This window comes from Pseudomonas fluorescens, assembly GCF_001648775.1.
In the GTDB taxonomy this organism is placed as follows: Bacteria; Pseudomonadota; Gammaproteobacteria; order Pseudomonadales; family Pseudomonadaceae; genus Aquipseudomonas; species Aquipseudomonas fluorescens_M.
The window spans coordinates 41,216-60,637 of record NZ_LVEJ01000007.1; the positions used below are offsets into that span (position 1 = coordinate 41,216).

The window sequence follows — 19,422 nt, forward strand, 5'->3', positions numbered from 1 at the left end:
AACGTAGATTTTGAGTACTACATACATCAGCCCCTTTCCCCCTCGCCCCACAAAGGAAAAGGGAACTGGCCGGGGTGTATGTATGGCGGACACCGATCTGAAATCTCGAGTCGAACGCAAACCTTGAAAGCCACAAAGATCGGCCCCCTTTCCCCTCGCCCACCTTGGGGGGAGAGGGTTGGGGTGAGGGGGTAGGCCTTTGAAGCACTACACATCAAATCGGCCTGGCGACTTTACTCACGACAATCGAACTGCCCTCCACCGGACTCTGCGCCTTGCACGCCTGGCTCAGCGTCAGCGACTTGGTCTCCGGCGCCCACGCCCACGACAGCAACGCGCCAATCGCCAGAATCGCCGCGAGGATGCCCATGGTCGGACTCAAGCCGATCCCGGCCACACTCACCGGCAACAGGAACGTACTGACGGCCGAACCCAAACGACTCACCGCCGTCGCCAGACCGATCCCGCTGGCGCGAACCTCGGTCGGAAAGCTTTCCGCCGGAAACACCCCGACCAGATTGCTCACCGCCGACAACACCAGCGTGAACAGACCAAACACCAGCACCATCAGCCACGCCGCACTGCCCGGCAGCACCGCCAGCAGAAACAGCGCCAGCGCAAGAATGATGAACGAGTTGATCAGGAATCCGCGCCGGGTGAATTTGATCGTGCACCAGATGCCGATCAGCGCACCGAGGATCAGCAGCATGTTCAACATCAACTCAGTGCCAAACCCTTCGGCCAGGCCCATCTTCTGCAAAATCGACGGCAGGAACGTGTAGATCGCAAAGTACGGCATCACGATGCACACGAAGAACAGACAGTTGAACGCCGTGCGCTTGCGGTACTCACGACTGAACAGCACGGCGTAACCCGAACGGGTTTCCGTGGAGCGGGTTTCGTCGAGTTCGACGTTATCGCCCAAATGCTTTTTGACGATCGCGCGCGCCTCGGCGATGCGCCCCTGATTGACCAGCCAGCGTGGCGATTCCGGCGTGCCGATACGCGCGATCAGAATCAACGCTGCCGGGATTGCCGACGAGGCCAGCATCCAGCGCCAGGCATCATCGCCAAGGCTGAGCATCGCCGTGCCGACAAAGGTCGCGGCCACGTAACCGAAGGTCCAGATCACGCTGAACGAACCGAGCAAAACACCGCGATGTTTCTTCGGCGAGAACTCGGCCAGCATCGCGTGGCCGACGCTGAAATCACCGCCCAATCCGATGCCGATCAACACCCGGCAAAGAAACAGACTCATGGCGGTTTCGGCGTAGAACTGCATCACCGAAGCGACGGTGATCAGCACAAAACTGACCAGGAAAATTTTCTGCCGACCGACCTTGTCCGAGATCCAGCCGAAAAACAGACTGCCGAGAAACAGCCCGATCAACGCCGACGCGCCGATCAAGCCTTGCCAGAACGCATCCAGCTGCATCTGCGGGCTGAGCAAGGTGAACGCGATGCCGATCAGGCCAAGGATGTAGCCGTCGGTGAAGTGCGCGCCGAAGGTCAGGCCAGCGATCTTGATGTGGAACCGGCCAATGGGCAGGTCGTCGATTTTTATGGGTTGAGCGGACATGTTCGTCTCCAATTGTTGTTATTGACGGAGAAACCGATTGCTCTTGCTTTGTTGTATGTGGGAGCAAGTCTGCTCCCACAAGGGGATTTCGCTGAGGGTTACAGCCCCCCCATCAACAGGTATTTGATCTCCAGATAGTCATCCAGACCGTACTTCGAACCTTCGCGCCCGAGGCCCGATTCCTTGATCCCGCCGAACGGTGCGACCTCGGTGGAGATGATCCCTTCGTTGATCCCGACCATACCCGCTTCCAGCCCTTCGGCCATACGCCAGACCCGGCCGATGTCGCGGCTGTAGAAGTACGCCGACAAACCGAACGGCGTGTCATTGGCGCGTTCCAGCACCTCGGCCTCGTCCTTGAAGCGGAAGCACGCCGCCACCGGGCCGAAGGTTTCGTCCTGCGCGATCAGCATGTCGCCGTTGACTTCGGTGAGGATGGTCGGCTCGTAGAACGTGCCGCCCAAGGCGTGACGACGACCGCCGCACAACAGCGTCGCGCCCTTCTCCAGAGCATCGCTGACATGGCTTTCGACCTTGGCCAATGCGGCGGTGTTGATCAGCGGGCCCTGCTCGGTTTCACCGTCCAGTGCATTGCCGATGCGCATTGCGGCAACCGCTTCCGCCAGCTTGCCGGTGAAGGCTTCGTAGACGCTGTCCTGAATAAAGAAGCGATTGACGCACACGCACGTCTGCCCGGTGTTGCGGAATTTCGAGGCCATCGCGCCTTTGACGGCGGCATCCAGATCGGCGTCGTCGAAGACAATGAACGGCGCGTTGCCACCCAGTTCCAGCGAGACCTTTTTCAATGTGTCGGCAGCCTGACGCATCAGCAGTTTGCCGGTGCGGGTGGAACCGGTGAACGACAGTTTGCGCACGATGCTCGACGCCTGCAGCGCGCCGCCGATAGCCACCGCATCGCCGGACACGATGTTAAAGACGCCGGCGGGAATGCCCGCTTGCTCGGCCAACACGGCCAATGCAAATGCCGACAATGGCGTCTCTTCCGACGGTTTGAGAATCATCGTGCAGCCCGCTGCCAGCGCCGGCCCGACCTTGCGAGTAACCATCGCCAGCGGGAAGTTCCATGGCGTGATCGCCGCGACCACGCCGATGGCTTCCTTGACCACGATGATCCGCGCATCGGCCTTGTGGCTCGGGATCACATCGCCGTAGGCACGCTTGGCTTCCTCGCCGAACCATTCGAGAAAACTCGCTGCGTAAACCACTTCGCCCATGGCCTCGGCCAGCGGCTTGCCTTGTTCGCGGCTGAGCAGCGTGGCCAGATCCTGTTGATTGGCGAGCATCAGCTCGCTCCAGCGCTTGAGGCGTTGACTGCGTTCCTTCGCGGTCAACTTGCGCCACGCCGGCAGTGCGCGATTGGCGGCGTCGATCGCCAGGCTGGTTGCTTCGGAGCCGGCTTTCTGCACCTCAGCAATCAGCTCGCCATTGGCCGGGTTGCGCACCGGATAGGTCGCACCGCCCTGCCCCCACTGGCCGTCGATAAAATTGCCGTGCCGGATCAAATCGCTCATGCCACCGCCCCCTGCAAAGTGAAACGCTCCAGGCCCGGACGCGCCGAGCGCAGGATGCGTTTACCGGCGGTGTAATCGTTGATCACATCGCACGGGGTGTAATTGCGTTCCAGCTCCTGCAATTCGTCCGCATCAAGTCTGGTTTCCAGTGCGGCCAACGCGCTGTCGAATTGCGCGGTGGTGTCCGCACCGACCAGCATGCAATCGACGCCCGGATGATTCGCCACCCACGCCTGCGCGATCTGCGCATTCGACACACCGCGAGCACGAGCGACGCGTTGCACCGAATGGGCGATTTCGAACGAGGCTTCGTCGCTGTACATCTGCTGAGTGAAGAAGTCGGTCTGGTTGCGCGTCGATTGCACATCGCCGGTCAACAGACCGCGCGCCAAGGGGCTGAACACCGACACACCGATACCCTGATCGCGGCAGAACGGAATCATCTCGCGTTCTTCCTCGCGATAGGCGCAGTTCAGTTGCAGCTGCATGTTGATCGGCTTGACCCAGCCATTGCGCTCGCAGGCCATGAGGATCTTCGCCAGTTGCCCGGTGAGCATGGTCGAGACACCGATATAACGGGCCTTGCCGGCGCGCACGATGTCATTCAAGGCGCCCATGGTTTCCTCTACCGGGGTGTTCACGTCGAAGTAATGCAGCATGAACACGTCGACGTAATCCATGTCCAGACGCTTCAGCGAGGCGTCGATGCTGTCCATGATGTGCTTGCGCGAATGGCCGCTGGCGTTGATGCCGCTGCGGGTGCCGTAACCGACCTTGGTGGTGATCACCAGGTCTTCGCGACGGGCCAGACGCTTGACGATGCGCCCGACCACTTCTTCGCCGACACCGGCGGAATAGAAGTCGGCGAGGTCGATGAAATTCACGCCGTTATCCAGCGCATGCGCGACGATCGGCTCGCTCTGTTTTTCGTTGAAGATCCACGGTTTCCAGTCCGGCGTGCCCATGTTCATGGTGCCCAGGCACAGACGCGAAACTTGCAGGCCGGAGTTGCCCAAACGGATGTATTGCATGGCGGCGACCTCAGGCTTTTGGCGTGTAGAAAGGGTTGCTGATGTGCGCAACGACGTCTTTGAGTTGCGCGGTTTGCGGCTTGCCGGTCAGGGCTGCGCGGATCGCGGTACGGCAGGCGTTGTAGTTGTTCAGGTACACCGCGTCGAGGTCATCGCAGCCCGGGTTGACCCAGTTGGCGGTGACAATCGCCCACTCGTCTTCGGCTTCCGGCGGCAGGGTGCCGTCGAGCAGTGCTTCGAGCACGGCTTTGGCGATCCCGGCTTGCGAGGCGCCCCACGTGGCGTTGCCGTGCAGGTCGCTGCTGATCGCCGCTTTGTTGACGTACAAGGTCATCGGTTTGACCGGAATGTTCGGCTGCGCAATCACCATGAACGGGCAGTGGCCTTGGCTCGGTGAGGCGAGGCTGTTGGCGAACGCCTGCCCGGCCGGGCCGTTACGCGGGCCGATCAGAATATTGATGTGTGCGGCGTTCACGCCCGGGCCTTCGAAACCTTCACCGATGTACAGGTCGAGTTCTTTCATCAGTCTTTACTCTTGTGCGATACGAGGGATGTTCGATAGCTCACGCAAGCCTGGAGGCGAGCGCGGTCAATAACGGGCGCGGGGAGAGACGGCGGGAGAAATGGGACATGGCTGCAAACGCTCTCTGCTTGTTATTGATGAGCTGTGTTTGCGATTTTTTAACACCGGGGCTGGAGCCGGCCGTAACCATTAAAAATCATGGGGCAATGAGTTTTAGTCATAGCCCTTTTGCTTGGGCAAAAAAATCCCGCTCAAGGAGCGGGATTGATTGATGTGGAGTGGATTACGCGACCACAGGAATCAGCGGATCAGCCGCCGCCAAAGCACTCACGCGATCAGCCGCCGGCGGATAGATCCACTGAGTGTTGATCTGGGTCTTGAGGGTTTTGCCTTCCTGCTTGACCAGTTTCACCTGACGATCCCAGCCTTCGGTGTACACCGCGCCCCAGGCACCGAGATCCAGGCACGTCACGTATTTTGGCTGGCTGTACGGCGTCGGGTCGACACCGAGAATCTGCGCAGCGACGTTGTTGCCGGCGTGTCGACCCAGCGAAATCGCGTGCTGGCAGGTCATCAACGCGTAGTTGCCGATGTCGTCAGTCGCCGCGTAGGCCACATCGCCGGTGGCGAAGATGTCGTCCTGACCGATGACTTTGAGGTGTGCGTCGACGTGCAGGCGGCCTTGTTTATCGCGCTCGGCGGGGATTTGCTCGGTCAGCGAGCTGGCACGCACGCCGGTGGTCCAGACCACGGTTTTCGCCTCGATGTGCTGACCATCGGACAACGTCACCCCGTTGCCATCGACCGACTGCACCGACACGCCCAGACGCCACTCGACGCCCAGCTCTTCACTGGCTTCGAGGATCGACTGACTGATTTCTTCGCCCATGGAGGCGCCGATTTTCTGCCCGCGATCGACGATGATCACCTTGATATCGGTCTGCTCGCCAAGGATTTCACGCAGACGCCCCGGCATTTCAGTCGCCGTTTCGATCCCGGTAAAACCGCCACCGGCGACGACAACGGTGTTGCGCGCCAGATTTTCCGCAAGGTCTTTCAAGGCATTCAGGTGAGCTTCCAGACGAATCGCCGCTTCGATCTGATCGACGTCAAAGGCGTACTGCGCCACACCCGGTGTGGCCGACTGCGCCAGACCACTGCCGCTGGCCAAAACGAGTTTGTCGTAGTGGAACACTTGCTTGCCGCCGGCAGCATCGATGTAACCGACGGTTTTTTTCGCCACATCGATGGTTTCCGCCGCACCTTTGATGAAGCGAACGCCGACTGCTTCGAACAGTTCATGCAGCGGTGCAGCCAGTTGATGTGCATTTGGCTCATAGAAACGCGGACGCACACGCAGTTCGGCCTGCGGCGCGAGCACGCTGATTTCGACGTCGTCGCGACCCTGCAGATCGACCAGACGCGTAGCACTCAATGCCGACCACATACCGCCAAAACCCGCACCGACGATCAGAATCTGCTGCTTCATTGTGTTTCTCCAGAAAACGCCAAACGGTTGAAAGAGGGGAAATCGGATTTGTGGAGAGCCAGTCGCTGCCCACTCAATATCGCCGACTCTATTGATCGGATATAAATCTCACAAGTCAGATTATTCGATAGGTTTAATCTGTTTTTTCGATATCAATGAAAATGCCATAAAAGGTAGAAGAACCCTGATTACTAGGCGCGAAGAACAGATATTGATGCAAATCCGCCTGACCAAGCGGATTGCCGATGGCGTTTCAGGCTGATAACATTTACGACAAATCAAGTCGGACTTACCTATGTCTCTTTACAGCGCAGGCGTCGAATACGGCATTCATTGCCTGGCCTTTCTGGTCACCAGCACCGGCGATACACGCGAAGCCAGCGTGCGCGACCTCGCCGAACTGCAAGGCGTGCCGGTGGAATACCTGGCAAAAATCTTCACCAAACTGGCCAAGAGCAAACTGGTGGTGGCGTCTGAAGGCGTGCGCGGCGGATTCAGCCTGGCGCGGCCGGCCGACGAAATCACCCTGCTCGACATCGTCAAGGCCATCGATGGCCGCAAGAACATTTTCGAATGCCGCGACATTCGTGGGCGTTGCGCCCTGTTTGAAGGCAATGCGCCGGGATGGGCCGTCGAAGGCACCTGCTCGATTCACGCCGCCATGATGACCGCGCAACAACGCATGGAAGAAGCCCTCGCCCAGCAGACCATTCTCGACATCGCCCGAAAGGTCGGGCGCAAAGCGCCAAAAGAGTTCGGCCAGCAAGTCGAAGACTGGATTCAGGATCGCCGCGAGAAAAAGGGCAACGTCGGCACCATTACGCTGACCGACATTTCCGGCTGATCTTTCAAGCAGCAAGAAGGCAAAAAAAAAGCAGAAACCGTTGATCCGGTTTCTGCTTTTTTGTGCATCTGAACGTGTCGTTACAGGCAATCACGCACCGATTTTCGCAACGATCCGGACTTGGCCCACGGCGGCCCCTGATACAACGAGACCCGGCTGCCATCCTTGTATTTGACGATATCGAGAATCTCGTCGGCGGTAATGATGCTGGGCGCCGTGATGCGATAGCCGTTGGAAATCGATGTCTGCGAGGTCTTCGCGACGTCCTGCTGCCACAGCGGCAATACACACGCGGCATAGTCTTTAGGTGTCTTGCCACTGGTCTTGCTGATATTCGGCTCCCCCGGTACCAGCGATGCCGGCAACGAACAACCTGCCAACATGGCCAACGCCAGACTCCCTATCCATCTCCGCATGGTGTTTCCCTGTTCTGAAAAAAAACGAATGTAACGTTTAAGCTAGCGCACATCCATCGTGGCACCGCGCCCACTATGGTGATTGGACAATTTTTTACATCCGTTCAGTCCAATGACAGACGAGCGTTGCCCCACCGGTAAAAAATGCGACTACTCTTTTCTACCGAGAATGTTCAGGAGGTGATCATGCGGCTCAATGAATACGAACACGAACTTCAGCGCGACCTGCAAAGCGTTGCTTCGGATCTACGCTGGTCGGCAGTCGACCTCAAGCGTATCGCTGAGCAACTGCGCAAATCCGGCAACGAGGCGGACGCACAAACCGTGCTGAGATCCTGCGAGGTCCTGCAAAGCGATGAAGAACGCTTGCAACTGTATGCCAAGGAAGTGAAGGCACGCGCCATCAGCCGAACCAAAGTCCACTGACACCCACTCGTCCCCTTCCCCAAACAAATGCCCCGGCAAACACCGGGGCTGTTTTTTTGCAGCCGTTCAACTGGCTGTGTGACTTTGCGCGCGCTTCGAGCGTTTTTTGTAGCCGGGAAACGCCAGCGCTTCTTCTCGGCTGCCAAACGACGCCAGTCGATCACCCTGAGTGCACTTCCGCCACTTGCCTGTCAAGGTGCTGGCACTTTTCGCACAGCCCATCGCTCCAAATCCCATCGGAACCTTTAAAACCGGGCCCGGCTCGAATATTGCAAATTTATTTCACTTTTGTGACAAGACGTAAACAGGTAACAGATGAAAGTACGCGCCACCGTCATTTGCGAACAGGATCGCCACATTCTCCTGGTCCGCAAACCCCACTGCCGCTGGACCTTGCCCGGGGGCAAAGTCGAGTCCGGAGAAACTCGAGCGGAGGCTGCCGTGCGCGAATTGCAGGAAGAAACCGGACTGGATGCCGAGGATGTGTTGTATTTGATGGAACTGCAGAGCGGCAGCACCCGGCATCACGTTTATGAAGCTTCAGTGGCGGATTTTGAACAGCTGCGCGCTCAGAACGAGATTATCGATTGCATCTGGCATCCGCTGGATGCCGTGCAGAATTTGAGCACCAGCGAAGCGACACTGCGCATCGTTCAGGCGTTTCAACGGCGTTTATAAAGGCCAACCGGCGAACGCCCGGCGCCCTGCACTCATTTCCGTGCGTAACTCACCGATGAAGTTGGAAATGTCACGGATGGTGACGAGATGTTCCGGGGATACGCCATTGAGCAATAACTCGACATGCCCGCTGTCTGGCTCATACACCTTTATTTGCAGCAGTCCCTGCGCGTTCGGAATGCAATCGCACTTGGACGCAGGAAAGCCGGATTCGACAATCCGGCAGATATCGGCAATGGCAAGCATGAGTGGACGCCTCGCAGGCGATGAGTCGGTCGACCCGTAGAGCATAGATGAGCACTTTGTGTCTTGCCCGATACAAAAATGCCAACTCAATCACATTTTTCGGGCACGTCCTCAGTGAGCGTCGTGATCCCAGATCCAGCCCCAGATGCCCGGCAAATTCACCGGCTGCAAACTTTGCTGAACGGTGCGAGCCAACGCGGCTTTTTCCAGCGCGGCGTGATCATCATAGAACGGCTGCGCCGCCAGCTTCACACCGGTCGCCGCGGCGCTGTCCAGCAGGATCTGCAAATACTCGCGGGTGTGCCGCGCGGTATAGCGGTTAAGGTCATGGAACGTCACCACCACCGGGATCACGCCATCCACCGTCGCAAACTTGCCCAACGCGATCTGCTCGCGAACTTCTGACAACTGCCGCAGCATGTTCGCCCGCCGCCGCGGACTGGCATTAAAGCCCCAGATCTTGCCGTCATTGGCGCTCAAATCGGTCAACAGCACGTGTAGTCCATGCTGTTGATAGGCCGCGAAAGTGCGTTGGTCATAGTTCCAGAATGGCGGACGCAGCAGTATCGGTGGTGCGCCGGTAATGGCAGCGATATCCGAAGTGCCGAAATTCAGCGAGTCCTCAAGCTGTTGCGGGTCGAGCGAACGATGGTTGGTGTGCCAGTGAGTCGCAGTATGGAAAGCGAGGATATGCCCCTCCGCGTGCTCACGCCGCATGATGGCCCGACCGATCTCGCTGTTGCCCGCTCGCGGGGCGCGAGTTTGCACGAAGAACACGGCTTTGATATCTGGCTGAATCGGGTTGTCCTTGAGGCTGTCGAGCACCGTCGCCGACGGATTCCAGAAGCTTGACGCACTGGGGCCATCATCGAACGTCAACAGAAAACGCACCGGCGCCTGAGCCTGGAGGCGGGTTTCGGTTTGCGCGGTCATTTCGATCGGCGCGGCAATGCACCCGGCCAATGCCAACGCCATGACCGCCGCACACAGAAGTTTGAATCCGCACATCATGTTTTGCCTTGAGCCCGACGGCTGCCGTCATGTGGTCGATTGGCAAAACTCCCTCGCCCTTATCCATCCCTGCGCCCGAAACTGCGAGCCGTGGTTGGATAAGGTACACAGGGTTTGGTTCCGGCGCTTGTTCAGCGTGTCAGCGCCTGCTGAAACGAGGTGTCGATAATTCCGGCAGTCGCCAGCGGCGCCGGCAGCGCTTTTACTTTAAACAGGAAATCGGCAGTGCTTTGCAGATCGGCTGCCGCCTGTTGATCCACCGGCCCGACGCTCATGTGCGCCTGACGCAACCAGTGCCGCGAAACCTCCTGATCGAGATTGGCTTTCTTCGCCCACAGGTCGGCGTATTCATCGGTGTGGCTGTCGACCCAGGCACGTGCCTGTTTTAAACGCCCGAGAAAGTCAGCGATGGCTTCGCGTTTACTGTCGATTGACGGCGCAGACGCGGCGATGGCGCTGAGTCCGGGCATCAGGTTTTTCGCGGTCAGAATCGGTCGCGCCCCGGAAAACACGATCTGCTGGGAAATGTAGGGTTCCCACACCGGGAACGCATCGATGCTGCCCTGGGGCAACGCCGCGGCGGCATCGATTGGCATCAGTTTGACGAAGTCGACGTAATCCTCCGGCAGTCCGCCCTGCTCCAGGGCACGCAAGGTCAGTTGCTGACTCCAGGCACCGGGCCAATAGGCGACTTTCTTGCCTTTCAGATCGGCGATGGTTTTCACCGGCGAATCCTTGGGCACCAGCAATGCGATGGTGTCGGGGTTTTGCCGGGAAACGCCGATCAACTTCACCGGGGCTTGTTTGGCGGCAAGGAACAGAAAACCTGAATCGCCGAGAAAACCCAGATCCAGCGCACCGGTCTGCAAGGCCTCGGCCAGGGGTGCGGCCGCCTGGAAATGTTTCCAGTCAACGGTGTAAGGCGCATCTTTCAACACCCCGGACGCTTCTATCGACGCGCGAATGTTGTAGTAATTCTGGTCACCCACATGCAGGACCAAAGGCTCGGCAGCGTAGGAAAGTGGTGATGCGAACAGTGCAGCGGTCAACGCGCTGCGTAGGAAACGGGAAAGCTTCATGGCGAGTCCTGCAAAGGAAATTGCATAGAACATAACGCTGTTAAATAAGGCTTTTGAAATTCGATTAACGCATAAGCTCATCACTGATGAGTGCTGCTGTTCACTGCGCAACAGTGCCTCACCACACTGTTCACCACGCAACACCTTGAATCGGCAAAAAACTGGTCAAACCCCGTTAAACCGGGGACCCGGCACTTATGGCACAGAGCCTGCAATATTCCATTCATGCAGGAAGCATTCGATAAAAATATCTTTTTGGACATAAGAAATCTGTGCCTTTGCCGGAGCGCTCACATGAAATCGTTGTTCCCGTTGTCCCGTCTGAAAACGCTGCTGGCCATCGGTGCCATGGCTCTGAGCCTGCAACCACTGGCCAATGCTGCTGAAACCGCTCCGGCGGAAGTGCACCTCGATTACGCCTATTACTCACCGGTCAGTCTGGTCCTAAAAAATTTCGGCTTTCTCGAAAAAGCCCTGCCGAATACCAAAGTCAGCTGGGTGTTGAGTCAGGGCAGCAACCGCTCGCTGGAGTACCTCAACAGCGGCGGCGTCGACTTCGCGTCCAGTGCCAGCCTCGCCGCCGTGCTCAGCCGCGCCAATGGCAGCCCGATCAAATCGGTTTACGTTTACAGCCGTGCGGAATGGACCGCGTTGGTGGTGCGCAAGGATTCGCCGTACCAGTCGATTGCCGACCTCAAAGGCAAGAAAATCGCCGCGACCAAAGGCACCGACCCGTACCTGTTCACCCTGCGCAGCCTGCAACAGGCCGGGCTGAAAAAGGACGACGTGGAACTGGTGCACTTGCAACACCCCGACGGTCGTACCGCACTGGAAAAAGGTGATGTCGACGCCTGGGCCGGGCTTGATCCGCACATGGCCGCCAGCCAGGTGCAGGCCGGTTCGCGCTTGCTGTATCGCAACCCGGCGTTCAACAGTTACGGCGTGGTCAGCGTCACCGAGCAATACGCCAAGGAGCATCCGCAAACCATCGACACGGTGATCAAGGCCTACGAACAAGCCCGCGAATGGGCGTTGAAAAATCCCGATGCGTTCGCCGCCCTCCTCGCCAAGGAATCCGGCCTGCCACTGGAGGTGGCCAAGCTGCAATTGTCGCGCACTGATTTGAGCAGCCCGCAACTGACTGCCAACGATGTGCTCGCCTCCAAAGCCGCCGCGCCGATTCTGGTCTCAGAAGAACTGGTGCGCCGTGGCGTCAATGTCGATCAGGTCATCGACCAATTGCTCGATAACGGTGTCCAGCAAGCCGTCGCCCGCCAGTAATCGACCAGGCATCCAGCGAATCCGCGCGCGTCGCGGATTTTCTGCGTGCGGAGCCAACCATGCCCAGCCACAGCAAAGACTTGCCCGCGCCATTCACTGTCGCGCGCAAACGCCCCTCGCCGATCAACCCTGCTTGGCAGCGCCGATTCAAAGGCCTGGCCTTGCCGCTGCTGATCATCATTGTTCTGGAAATTATCGTACGCCTCGGCTGGTTGCCGTCCTACCAGATGCCGGCGCCAAGCGAGATCGCCCTGACCCTCGCCGACCTTGCCGAAGGTGCCCTGTGGAAGCACATCGCGGCCAGCCTTGCGCGGGTGCTGCTGGGTTTTGCCATTGGCGCCAGCCTGGCGCTGGTGTTTGCCGCATGGGTCGGTTTGAGTCGCGAAGCCGAGGCGTACCTGGAGCCGACGTTCGCCGCGTTACGCGCCATACCGAGTCTGGCCTGGGTGCCTTTGCTTTTGCTGTGGCTGGGCATCGACGAGACCTCGAAAATCGTTCTGATCGCCATCGGCGCGTTCTTTCCGGTGTACGTCAACGTGGTCGCGGCGATCCGCAATATCGATCGCAAACTGGTCGAGGTCGGGCGCATTTATGGCTTCAGCCGTTGGCAACTGGTGCGGCGGATTCTGCTGCCGGCCGCCCTGCCCGGCCTGTTCACCGGGTTGCGCAGCGGCATGAGCCTGGCATGGATGTTTCTCGTCGCCGCCGAGTTGATTGCGGCAACCAAAGGCCTCGGTTACCTGCTCAGCGACGGGCGCGAAACCTCGCGACCGGACATCGTGCTGGCAGCGATTATCGTGCTGGCCTTGCTCGGTAAACTCAGTGATGGCTTGCTTGCCGCGCTGGAACGGCGCTGTTTGAAGTGGCGCGATACGTTCACCGGTCAGGACGCCAGGGAGTGATTGCGCAGAGGCGACTAAGCTGAAATCTCCAAGAGGAGATTCAGCCGATGTGCGGACGACTCTCGCAGTACCGTGGTATTCACGATTTCGTCGCGGTGTTGAGCATTCCCGATGCGTTGCTCAATCACGTCGGCGACGCGCCGCTGAATCGCTACAACGCCGCACCGACTACCTCATTGGCGGTCCTTCATCAGCACGAGCAGCGGCTTTATGCCGATAACTTGCGCTGGGGCTGGCGTCCGCATTGGGCCAAGGATCGCGCAGCACCGATCAATGCGCGGGTCGAGAAAGTCGCCCACGGCGCGTTCTTTCGGGCGATCTGGCGTCATCGGCTGATTGTGCCGGTCGACAATTGGTTCGAATGGGTCGATGCAGGAGAGAAAACGCGCCAACCGTGGCTGATCCGCCGGGCCGATCGCGCAGCGATTTTCTGCGCCGCCATCGGCCAGTTTCCGACTGCCGATGCCGCCGCGCGTGACGACGATGGCTTCGTGATCATCACCGCCGACAGCATGGGCGGCATGCTCGACATCCACGACCGCCGCCCCGTGGTGTTCGACGCCCAACGCGCCCACGAATGGCTCGACCCGGCCACCCCGGTCGAACGTGCCGAACAAATGCTGCTGTTCGAAGGCGAAGACAGCGAGGTCTTCACCTGGCACAAAGTCGACAAAGCCGTAGGCAACTCGCGCAACCAGGGCGCCCGATTGATTGATGAAGTGGCCTAAAAATCCGCCTGCGTCATGCGTCTATTCAGGTGACGCAGGATCTTTACAGACGTTGTTTCATCGGTGAAACAGCACCAAAAAAACAGTCGTTTGAGCGAACTAACCGCCTGTCTGACATTTCAATCGTCATACATACATTTAGAGGCACTACGGATAGCATGCGCGCCGCATTTCCGATTGGTATACCAGTTGACCAAAGAGTCAACAAATCAGGAATCCCCCACAACTTCTACAAGCCTTGCAGAGAAATAAGTTGCGCGACGATTTTGCAATCAAACAGGTCAGCGGCCTGGAGTGTATTTATCTGTCCATGACAGAACGCTTTGAACTCGACTGTTTTATCGGCCACTACATCAAGACCCGAAACCTGCGTACCGTGCCCGACATCGAACGCATCCTGCGCACCACCCTCGAAGCGTATCCCGGCCATCCGCCGGTGATGGTCAACGAGCTCAATGCGTGGATCGACAGAACCTTGGGATATCGGGCTTCACACCCCGACTTCACGCAGTTGGACGATCTTTAAAACCACGAAAAAGCCCCGCTCTTGCGGGGCTTTTTCGTATCAGTCCGTCAGAACTTGCGATCTGGATCGGATAGCTCCCTGCCATCATCGTGCTTCCAGGTCTGTTCCTTGTGCTTCTCACGCTCGATTTCTTCTGGCGTCGGCTCATCCTGCTGTTCTTCATCCACTTTCGGCTGTTTTTGCTCAGTCGCCATGCCCACCTCCCGTCACAAGTAAGCTGTCATCCTTACAGCGTAGAACAGTTTTCATCAGACAACTTACAACCACCAACGCAAGAGAAAGAAGAACGCCATGCTTAACAGCATGCTAAGCAAAGTATTACGGGTGTAAAGCACCAGACCGACGGCCACCAGCGAACTCAGCAGATACGGGTTATCCCACTGCAAATTCAGCTGTTTGTCCGGCATGAACACAATCGGCCCGCAGATGGCGGTGAGCATGCCCGGCACCGCGAAACCCAGAAACTGCCGCGCGTTGCTGCTCAAACGCACCGGCAAACGTGGCTCGAGAAACACGTAGCGGTTGAGAAACACCAGAATCCCCATGCCGAAAATCACTGCCCAAACCATCATGTGCGCCCCCGATACAGCTTGTTGCAGATAAACCCTGCAGTCATTCCCGCCAATCCCGACAATACCAGCGCCGAGCCCCATTGCCAGTAACTGAACAGCACCGAGCAGAACAACGATACCGCCACGCAAACCACCGTCGGTACGTTACGCACCACCGGTGTGATCAACGCGATAAACGTGGCGGCAATCGAGAAATCCAGCCCCAGATGTTCCAGCCCGGGAATGCTGCTGCCCAGCACGATGCCGGCCAGGGTGAACAGGTTCCAGGCGACGTAGAACGTCAGCCCCACACCCAGCGCATACCAGCGATTGAACTGCTGGCGGTCATGCTGGCTGGTCAGGGCGAACAGTTCATCGGTGAGCAAAAAACCCAGGCCAATCCGCCAGCGCCCCGGCAGCGGCGAAATCACCGAACGCATGCTCATGCCATACAACAAATGCTGCGACGTCAGCAGCAACGTGGTCAGCAGAATCGAGAAAATCCCCGCACCGCCCTTGAGCATGCCGATCGCCACCAACTGCGCCGCACCGGCAAACACGATGCTCGACAAGCCCTGGCCTTGCAGCGGCGTGAGGTTGGCTTCGATCGCCATGGAACCGGCCAACAACCCCCACGGGGCGGTGGCCAGAGACAGCGGCATGATCGCCGCAGCGCCGCGAAGAAACGCACTGCGCGGCAAAACTGAGTCAGACATAAACGTTCTTCAACCAGGAAAACGGTCAACGACTGTGCCAGCAAACTGGCGCTGCTGGCTTGAACAATCTTGCGCACTTAAGGGAAATCGGCAGGATCCAACCGTTCATCGGCAAGCTGCTTGCAAGCCAACAGTGCCAGCAACATGCTGGCGCTGCATTTTCCCCTCGAGACCGTCCCCCGCCATGACCGCCATCGACAATGACGTGTACAAGACTCTGCTCGAATCGACCCAAGCCATCCCATGGCGAATCGACTGGCAGACCATGAGCTTCAGCTACATCGGCCCGCAGATCGAAACCCTGCTCGGCTGGCAGCAGGACAGTTGGGTCGGGGTCAACGACTGGGTCGAGCGCATGCACCCGGATGATCGCGATTACGTGGTGGAATTTTGTGTGTCGCAGTCACGCGCCGGTGTCGATCACGAAGCCGACTATCGCGCCCTCACCAGCACCGGCGAGTACGTGTGGATCCGCGATGTCGTGCATGTGGTGCGCAAGGACGGTGAAGTCGAAGCGCTGGTGGGCTTCATGTTCGATATCAGCGAGCGCAAGAAAACCGAAGAACACCTGATCCGTTTGCAGAAGCAACTCGAAGAGTATTCGTTTCAGGATGGCCTCACCGGCATCGCCAACCGACGCATGTTCGACACCGTTCTCGAACGCGAATGGCTCAGCGCCCAACGCACGGGATTGCCGCTGTCGCTGCTGATCCTCGATATCGACTACTTCAAGCAGTACAACGATCATTACGGCCACATCAAGGGCGATGAGTGCCTGCGACAGGTAGCCAAGACACTGTCACTGGCGGCCAATCGACCACGGGATTTCATTGCCCGGATTGGCGGTGAAGAGTTTGTCTGGCTACTGCCGGAAACCGATGCCGAATCGGCGCGTCTGGTGGCACGCAAGTGCCTGCACCTGATCCGCCAGCAGCAGATCGCCCATGCGCATTCAGCGGTGTCGTCACTGGTGAGTTTGAGCCTCGGCGTCGGCACCACCCAGGCCGGTGTCGAAGACGATCCGCTGCACTTCATCGAGCGCGTCGACAAATTGCTCTATCAGGCCAAGCACAACGGACGGATGCGCGCGGAGTTCGCTGATTTTCGCACTGAGCGTTAATCCCCTGAGCGGCGTAACATAGCGCCATTCACAATCGCGTCAGGGAGACGACATGCTGTACCGAATCGCAGCCGACGGGCTGGTGCTGTTTCATTTGTGCTTCATTCTGTTCGTGCTGTTTGGCGGGCTGCTGGTCCTCAAATGGCCACGGCTGATGTGGCTGCATTTGCCGGCCGCCGCTTGGGGCGTCGCGGTCGAGGTTTTGCACCTGACCTGTCCGCTGACCTACTGGGAAAACCTCATGCGCCACGCCGCCGGGCAAACCGATTACGCCGGCGGTTTCATCGAGCACTACATCTGGCCGATCATCTATCCGGCCGGGCTCACGCCACAGATTCAACTGGCACTCGGCAGCGTGGTGCTGGCGGTCAACTTGCTGGTTTATGGTCGTTTGATCCGTTCGTGGAAACTGCGTCGAGCGCTGTGATCAGCGCGACGTCTGCTTCACGGCGTCCAGCCAGGCCGGATCCAGGCGCGTCTGCTCGGTGTCGAGCCCCAGCGCCTGCATCCGCTGTTTATGCGCTTCGACTTCACGCCACAGTTGCCCATGATCGCTGGAGTTGCCGTCCAGTTCATGCATCTGTGTCAGCCCCAGATGATAGAAGCGCAAGATCTTCATGGCCGTCGGGTCGCCCTTCTCCACCGCCGCCGTGACTTGATGCATCACGTTGGTGACGCTCATCAAACTGCGCTTGAGCCGCCAGCTGTAAACGGCCGGCGCCATCCACGTCTGATGCCAGAAGCGCCCGCGCAATAATCCCGCCGTCAGCAGAAACGCGACGAACACCCCGCCGACATTGAAGCGCAGGTTGTCAGCCCCGGGCGCGCCGAACAGCGCCACCGCGACGCTGGAAAACAACATCGCCAGCACCAGAAACAGCACGGCGATGATGATCGTGCTGCGGCGGGTCTGCTGGCGAAAGCTGGCGGCGTCCATCGGCTGAATCTCGAACATCACAAATGACTTCCTTGAGCGACAAAAGGGCTTACTGAAAAAACCGGCCGGCGCATTATCGCCTCTACGGCGGATTTAGCTATGCTGGGGCTCCTTTTCATCTTTTCAGCGTCCAACGGGGACATGGCGGTACAGCGCAGATCGTGCCATCTTCATTCATGGATACACACTATTCGGATGCCATTCGCCTGGTTTTGGGATGACATCGTTTTAAGGATCATTGCATGACCCAACGACACGTAATCAATGCCTCGGTCAGCCCGAAAGGCAGCCTGGAAACCCTTTCTCAACGTGAAGTTCAGCAACTGAGCGAAGCCGGATCCGGCAGCACCTACACCCTCTTCCGCCAGTGCGCCCTGGCCATCCTCAACACCGGCGCCCATGTTGATAACGCCAAGACCATCCTCGAAGCCTACAAGGACTTCGAAATCCGCATTCACCAACAGGACCGGGGCGTGCGCCTGGAGCTGCTGAACGCGCCGGCCGACGCTTTCGTCGATGGCGAAATGATCGCCAGCACCCGTGAAATGCTTTTCAGCGCCCTGCGCGACATCGTCTACACCGAAAACGAACTCGACAGCCAGCGCATCGATCTGAGCACCTCGCAAGGCATCAGCGACTACGTTTTCCATCTGCTGCGCAACGCGCGCACCCTGCGCCCGGGCGTCGAGCCGAAAATCGTCGTCTGCTGGGGCGGCCACTCGATCAACACCGAAGAATACAAATACACCAAGAAAGTCGGCCACGAACTGGGCCTGCGCAGCCTCGACATCTGCACCGGTTGCGGCCCGGGCGTGATGAAAGGCCCGATGAAAGGCGCGACCATCGCCCACGCCAAACAGCGTATTCACGGCGGTCGTTATCTGGGTCTGACCGAGCCTGGCATCATCGCCGCCGAAGCGCCGAACCCGATCGTCAACGAGCTGGTGATCCTGCCGGACATCGAAAAACGTCTGGAAGCGTTCGTGCGCGTTGGCCACGGCATCATCATCTTCCCGGGCGGCGCTGGTACGGCGGAGGAATTCCTCTACCTGCTCGGCATCCTCATGCACCCGGACAATAAAGGGCTGCCGTTCCCGGTGATCCTTACCGGGCCGAAACATGCCGCGCCGTATCTGGAACAGCTCGACGCCTTCGTCACCGCCACCCTCGGCGAAGCGGCCAAGCAGCATTACGAAATCATCATTGACGACCCGGCCGAAGTGGCGCGGCAGATGACTCAGGGGCTGAAAGCGGTGAAGCAGTTCCGTCGCGAGCGCAACGATGCGTTCCACTTCAACTGGCTGTTGAAGATCGACGAAGGCTTCCAGCGCCCGTTCGATCCGACCCACGAAAACATGGCCAACCTCAAACTGCACCGCGACCAGCCACCGCACGAACTCGCGGCGAACCTGCGCCGGGCGTTCTCGGGCATCGTCGCCGGCAACGTCAAGGACAAGGGCATTCGCCTGATCGAAGAACACGGGCCGTACCAGATCCGCGGTGATGCGGCGATCATGCAACCGCTTGATGCGCTGCTCAAAGCCTTCGTCGCCCAGCACCGGATGAAACTGCCGGGTGGCGCGGCGTATGTGCCGTGTTATCGAGTGGTGGCGTAACTCTTTCGGTTACCACGCTACAAATGTAGCAGCGAGCTTGCTCGCGATAGCGGTGTATCAGTCACCTTGATTTCGACTGACACACCGATTTCGCGAGCAAGCTCGCTCCCACAGGTTCTGTTGTGTGGCGCAAATGGTATTTACAACCTGGGTCCCTGTGGGAGCGAGCTTGCTCGCGAAGAGGCCCGAAA

General features: G+C 58.7%; 23 protein-coding genes. 10 read left to right on the top strand and 13 right to left on the bottom strand.

The features are described from left to right. Positions 1–214: 214 nt before the first annotated feature. The 5 genes from A8O26_RS08195 to A8O26_RS08215 all read right to left on the bottom strand — a co-directional run bounded on the left by A8O26_RS08195 (position 215) and on the right by A8O26_RS08215 (position 6,154). Positions 215–1,579: an MFS transporter gene (locus A8O26_RS08195; RefSeq protein WP_064117550.1), complete on the bottom strand. Its 1,365-nt coding sequence runs from the start codon at positions 1,577–1,579 to the stop codon at positions 215–217. A 98-nt stretch (positions 1,580–1,677) separates the two neighbouring features. After that, positions 1,678–3,111: an NAD-dependent succinate-semialdehyde dehydrogenase gene (locus tag A8O26_RS08200; RefSeq protein WP_064117551.1), complete on the bottom strand. Its 1,434-nt coding sequence runs from the start codon at positions 3,109–3,111 to the stop codon at positions 1,678–1,680. Further along, complete coding sequence (locus A8O26_RS08205) at positions 3,108–4,142, bottom strand: aldo/keto reductase (RefSeq protein WP_064117552.1); 1,035 nt, start codon at positions 4,140–4,142, stop codon at positions 3,108–3,110. Before A8O26_RS08205 ends, A8O26_RS08200 begins: the two co-directional genes overlap by 4 nt. Positions 4,143–4,152: 10 nt before the next feature. After that, positions 4,153–4,665 carry a formaldehyde-activating enzyme gene (gene fae / locus A8O26_RS08210; protein ID WP_064117553.1) on the bottom strand — a complete coding sequence of 171 codons (513 nt, stop codon included), beginning with the start codon at positions 4,663–4,665 and terminating at the stop codon, positions 4,153–4,155. Between the two features lie 283 nt (positions 4,666–4,948). Then, positions 4,949–6,154, bottom strand: a complete 1,206-nt coding sequence (locus tag A8O26_RS08215; protein ID WP_064117554.1) for an NAD(P)/FAD-dependent oxidoreductase — start codon at positions 6,152–6,154, stop codon at positions 4,949–4,951. 295 nt (positions 6,155–6,449) lie between these two features. Between A8O26_RS08215 and A8O26_RS08220 the strand changes: the two genes are divergently transcribed. Beyond that, complete coding sequence (locus A8O26_RS08220; protein WP_064117555.1) at positions 6,450–6,998, top strand: RrF2 family transcriptional regulator; 549 nt, start codon at positions 6,450–6,452, stop codon at positions 6,996–6,998. Between the two features lie 80 nt (positions 6,999–7,078). Here A8O26_RS08220 and A8O26_RS08225 read toward each other — a convergent pair whose 3' ends face one another. Continuing rightward, positions 7,079–7,414: a hypothetical protein gene (locus tag A8O26_RS08225; RefSeq protein ID WP_064117556.1), complete on the bottom strand. Its 336-nt coding sequence runs from the start codon at positions 7,412–7,414 to the stop codon at positions 7,079–7,081. Positions 7,415–7,600: 186 nt separating this feature from the next. Here A8O26_RS08225 and A8O26_RS08230 point away from each other — a divergent pair, with 186 nt between their 5' ends. Further along, complete coding sequence (locus A8O26_RS08230; RefSeq protein WP_008085812.1) at positions 7,601–7,840, top strand: hypothetical protein; 240 nt, start codon at positions 7,601–7,603, stop codon at positions 7,838–7,840. Positions 7,841–8,155: 315 nt separating this feature from the next. Further along, positions 8,156–8,518 carry an NUDIX hydrolase gene (locus tag A8O26_RS08235; RefSeq protein ID WP_064117557.1) on the top strand — a complete coding sequence of 121 codons (363 nt, stop codon included), beginning with the start codon at positions 8,156–8,158 and terminating at the stop codon, positions 8,516–8,518. On the opposite strand, the gene A8O26_RS08240 is transcribed toward A8O26_RS08235, so the two are convergent. The 3 genes from A8O26_RS08240 to A8O26_RS08250 all read right to left on the bottom strand — a co-directional run bounded on the left by A8O26_RS08240 (position 8,513) and on the right by A8O26_RS08250 (position 10,854). After that, on the bottom strand, positions 8,513–8,764 hold the full coding sequence (locus A8O26_RS08240; RefSeq protein ID WP_064117558.1) for a DUF1652 domain-containing protein: 252 nt from the start codon (positions 8,762–8,764) through the stop codon (positions 8,513–8,515). The two genes, A8O26_RS08235 and A8O26_RS08240, sit on opposite strands and share 6 nt — an antisense overlap. A 111-nt stretch (positions 8,765–8,875) precedes the next feature. Further along, entirely contained in the window at positions 8,876–9,775 is a 900-nt protein-coding gene (locus A8O26_RS08245) for a polysaccharide deacetylase family protein (RefSeq protein WP_064117559.1), read from the bottom strand. 131 nt (positions 9,776–9,906) lie between these two features. Continuing rightward, a complete protein-coding gene (locus A8O26_RS08250) occupies positions 9,907–10,854 on the bottom strand; it encodes an ABC transporter substrate-binding protein (protein WP_064117560.1) in 948 nt (315 codons plus the stop codon). 294 nt (positions 10,855–11,148) lie between these two features. Between A8O26_RS08250 and A8O26_RS08255 the strand changes: the two genes are divergently transcribed. The 4 genes from A8O26_RS08255 (at position 11,149) to A8O26_RS08270 (ending at position 14,291) form a co-directional block, all read left to right on the top strand. After that, positions 11,149–12,135, top strand: coding sequence for an aliphatic sulfonate ABC transporter substrate-binding protein (locus tag A8O26_RS08255; RefSeq protein WP_064117561.1), 987 nt, complete (start codon positions 11,149–11,151; stop codon positions 12,133–12,135). Positions 12,136–12,194: 59 nt separating this feature from the next. After that, positions 12,195–13,037: an ABC transporter permease gene (locus A8O26_RS08260; protein ID WP_064117562.1), complete on the top strand. Its 843-nt coding sequence runs from the start codon at positions 12,195–12,197 to the stop codon at positions 13,035–13,037. Between the two features lie 47 nt (positions 13,038–13,084). Continuing rightward, the gene (locus A8O26_RS08265) at positions 13,085–13,765 is read left to right on the top strand and encodes an SOS response-associated peptidase (protein ID WP_064117563.1); all 681 of its coding nucleotides are present in this window, start codon (positions 13,085–13,087) and stop codon (positions 13,763–13,765) included. Positions 13,766–14,018: 253 nt separating this feature from the next. After that, positions 14,019–14,291 carry a hypothetical protein gene (locus A8O26_RS08270; protein WP_064117564.1) on the top strand — a complete coding sequence of 91 codons (273 nt, stop codon included), beginning with the start codon at positions 14,019–14,021 and terminating at the stop codon, positions 14,289–14,291. A 47-nt stretch (positions 14,292–14,338) separates the two neighbouring features. Here the strand turns inward: A8O26_RS08270 and A8O26_RS29925 are convergent, their stop codons facing one another. The 3 genes from A8O26_RS29925 to A8O26_RS08280 all read right to left on the bottom strand — a co-directional run bounded on the left by A8O26_RS29925 (position 14,339) and on the right by A8O26_RS08280 (position 15,558). Then, on the bottom strand, positions 14,339–14,485 hold the full coding sequence (locus tag A8O26_RS29925; protein ID WP_172828131.1) for a hypothetical protein: 147 nt from the start codon (positions 14,483–14,485) through the stop codon (positions 14,339–14,341). 63 nt (positions 14,486–14,548) lie between these two features. Continuing rightward, positions 14,549–14,860, bottom strand: a complete 312-nt coding sequence (locus tag A8O26_RS08275; RefSeq protein ID WP_172828132.1) for an AzlD domain-containing protein — start codon at positions 14,858–14,860, stop codon at positions 14,549–14,551. After that, entirely contained in the window at positions 14,860–15,558 is a 699-nt protein-coding gene (locus tag A8O26_RS08280) for an AzlC family ABC transporter permease (protein ID WP_064117566.1), read from the bottom strand. Before A8O26_RS08280 ends, A8O26_RS08275 begins: the two co-directional genes overlap by 1 nt. Before the next feature lie 184 nt (positions 15,559–15,742). Between A8O26_RS08280 and A8O26_RS08285 the strand changes: the two genes are divergently transcribed. Further along, positions 15,743–16,678, top strand: coding sequence for a GGDEF domain-containing protein (locus A8O26_RS08285; protein ID WP_064117567.1), 936 nt, complete (start codon positions 15,743–15,745; stop codon positions 16,676–16,678). A gap of 52 nt (positions 16,679–16,730) precedes the next feature. Continuing rightward, the gene (locus A8O26_RS08290; protein WP_064117568.1) at positions 16,731–17,105 is read left to right on the top strand and encodes a DUF2784 domain-containing protein; all 375 of its coding nucleotides are present in this window, start codon (positions 16,731–16,733) and stop codon (positions 17,103–17,105) included. Here A8O26_RS08290 and A8O26_RS08295 read toward each other — a convergent pair whose 3' ends face one another. Continuing rightward, complete coding sequence (locus A8O26_RS08295; RefSeq protein WP_064117569.1) at positions 17,106–17,633, bottom strand: DUF3087 domain-containing protein; 528 nt, start codon at positions 17,631–17,633, stop codon at positions 17,106–17,108. 224 nt (positions 17,634–17,857) lie between these two features. Here A8O26_RS08295 and ppnN point away from each other — a divergent pair, with 224 nt between their 5' ends. Then, a complete protein-coding gene (gene ppnN, locus A8O26_RS08300) occupies positions 17,858–19,231 on the top strand; it encodes a nucleotide 5'-monophosphate nucleosidase PpnN (RefSeq protein ID WP_034152412.1) in 1,374 nt (457 codons plus the stop codon). Positions 19,232–19,422 lie beyond the last annotated feature (191 nt).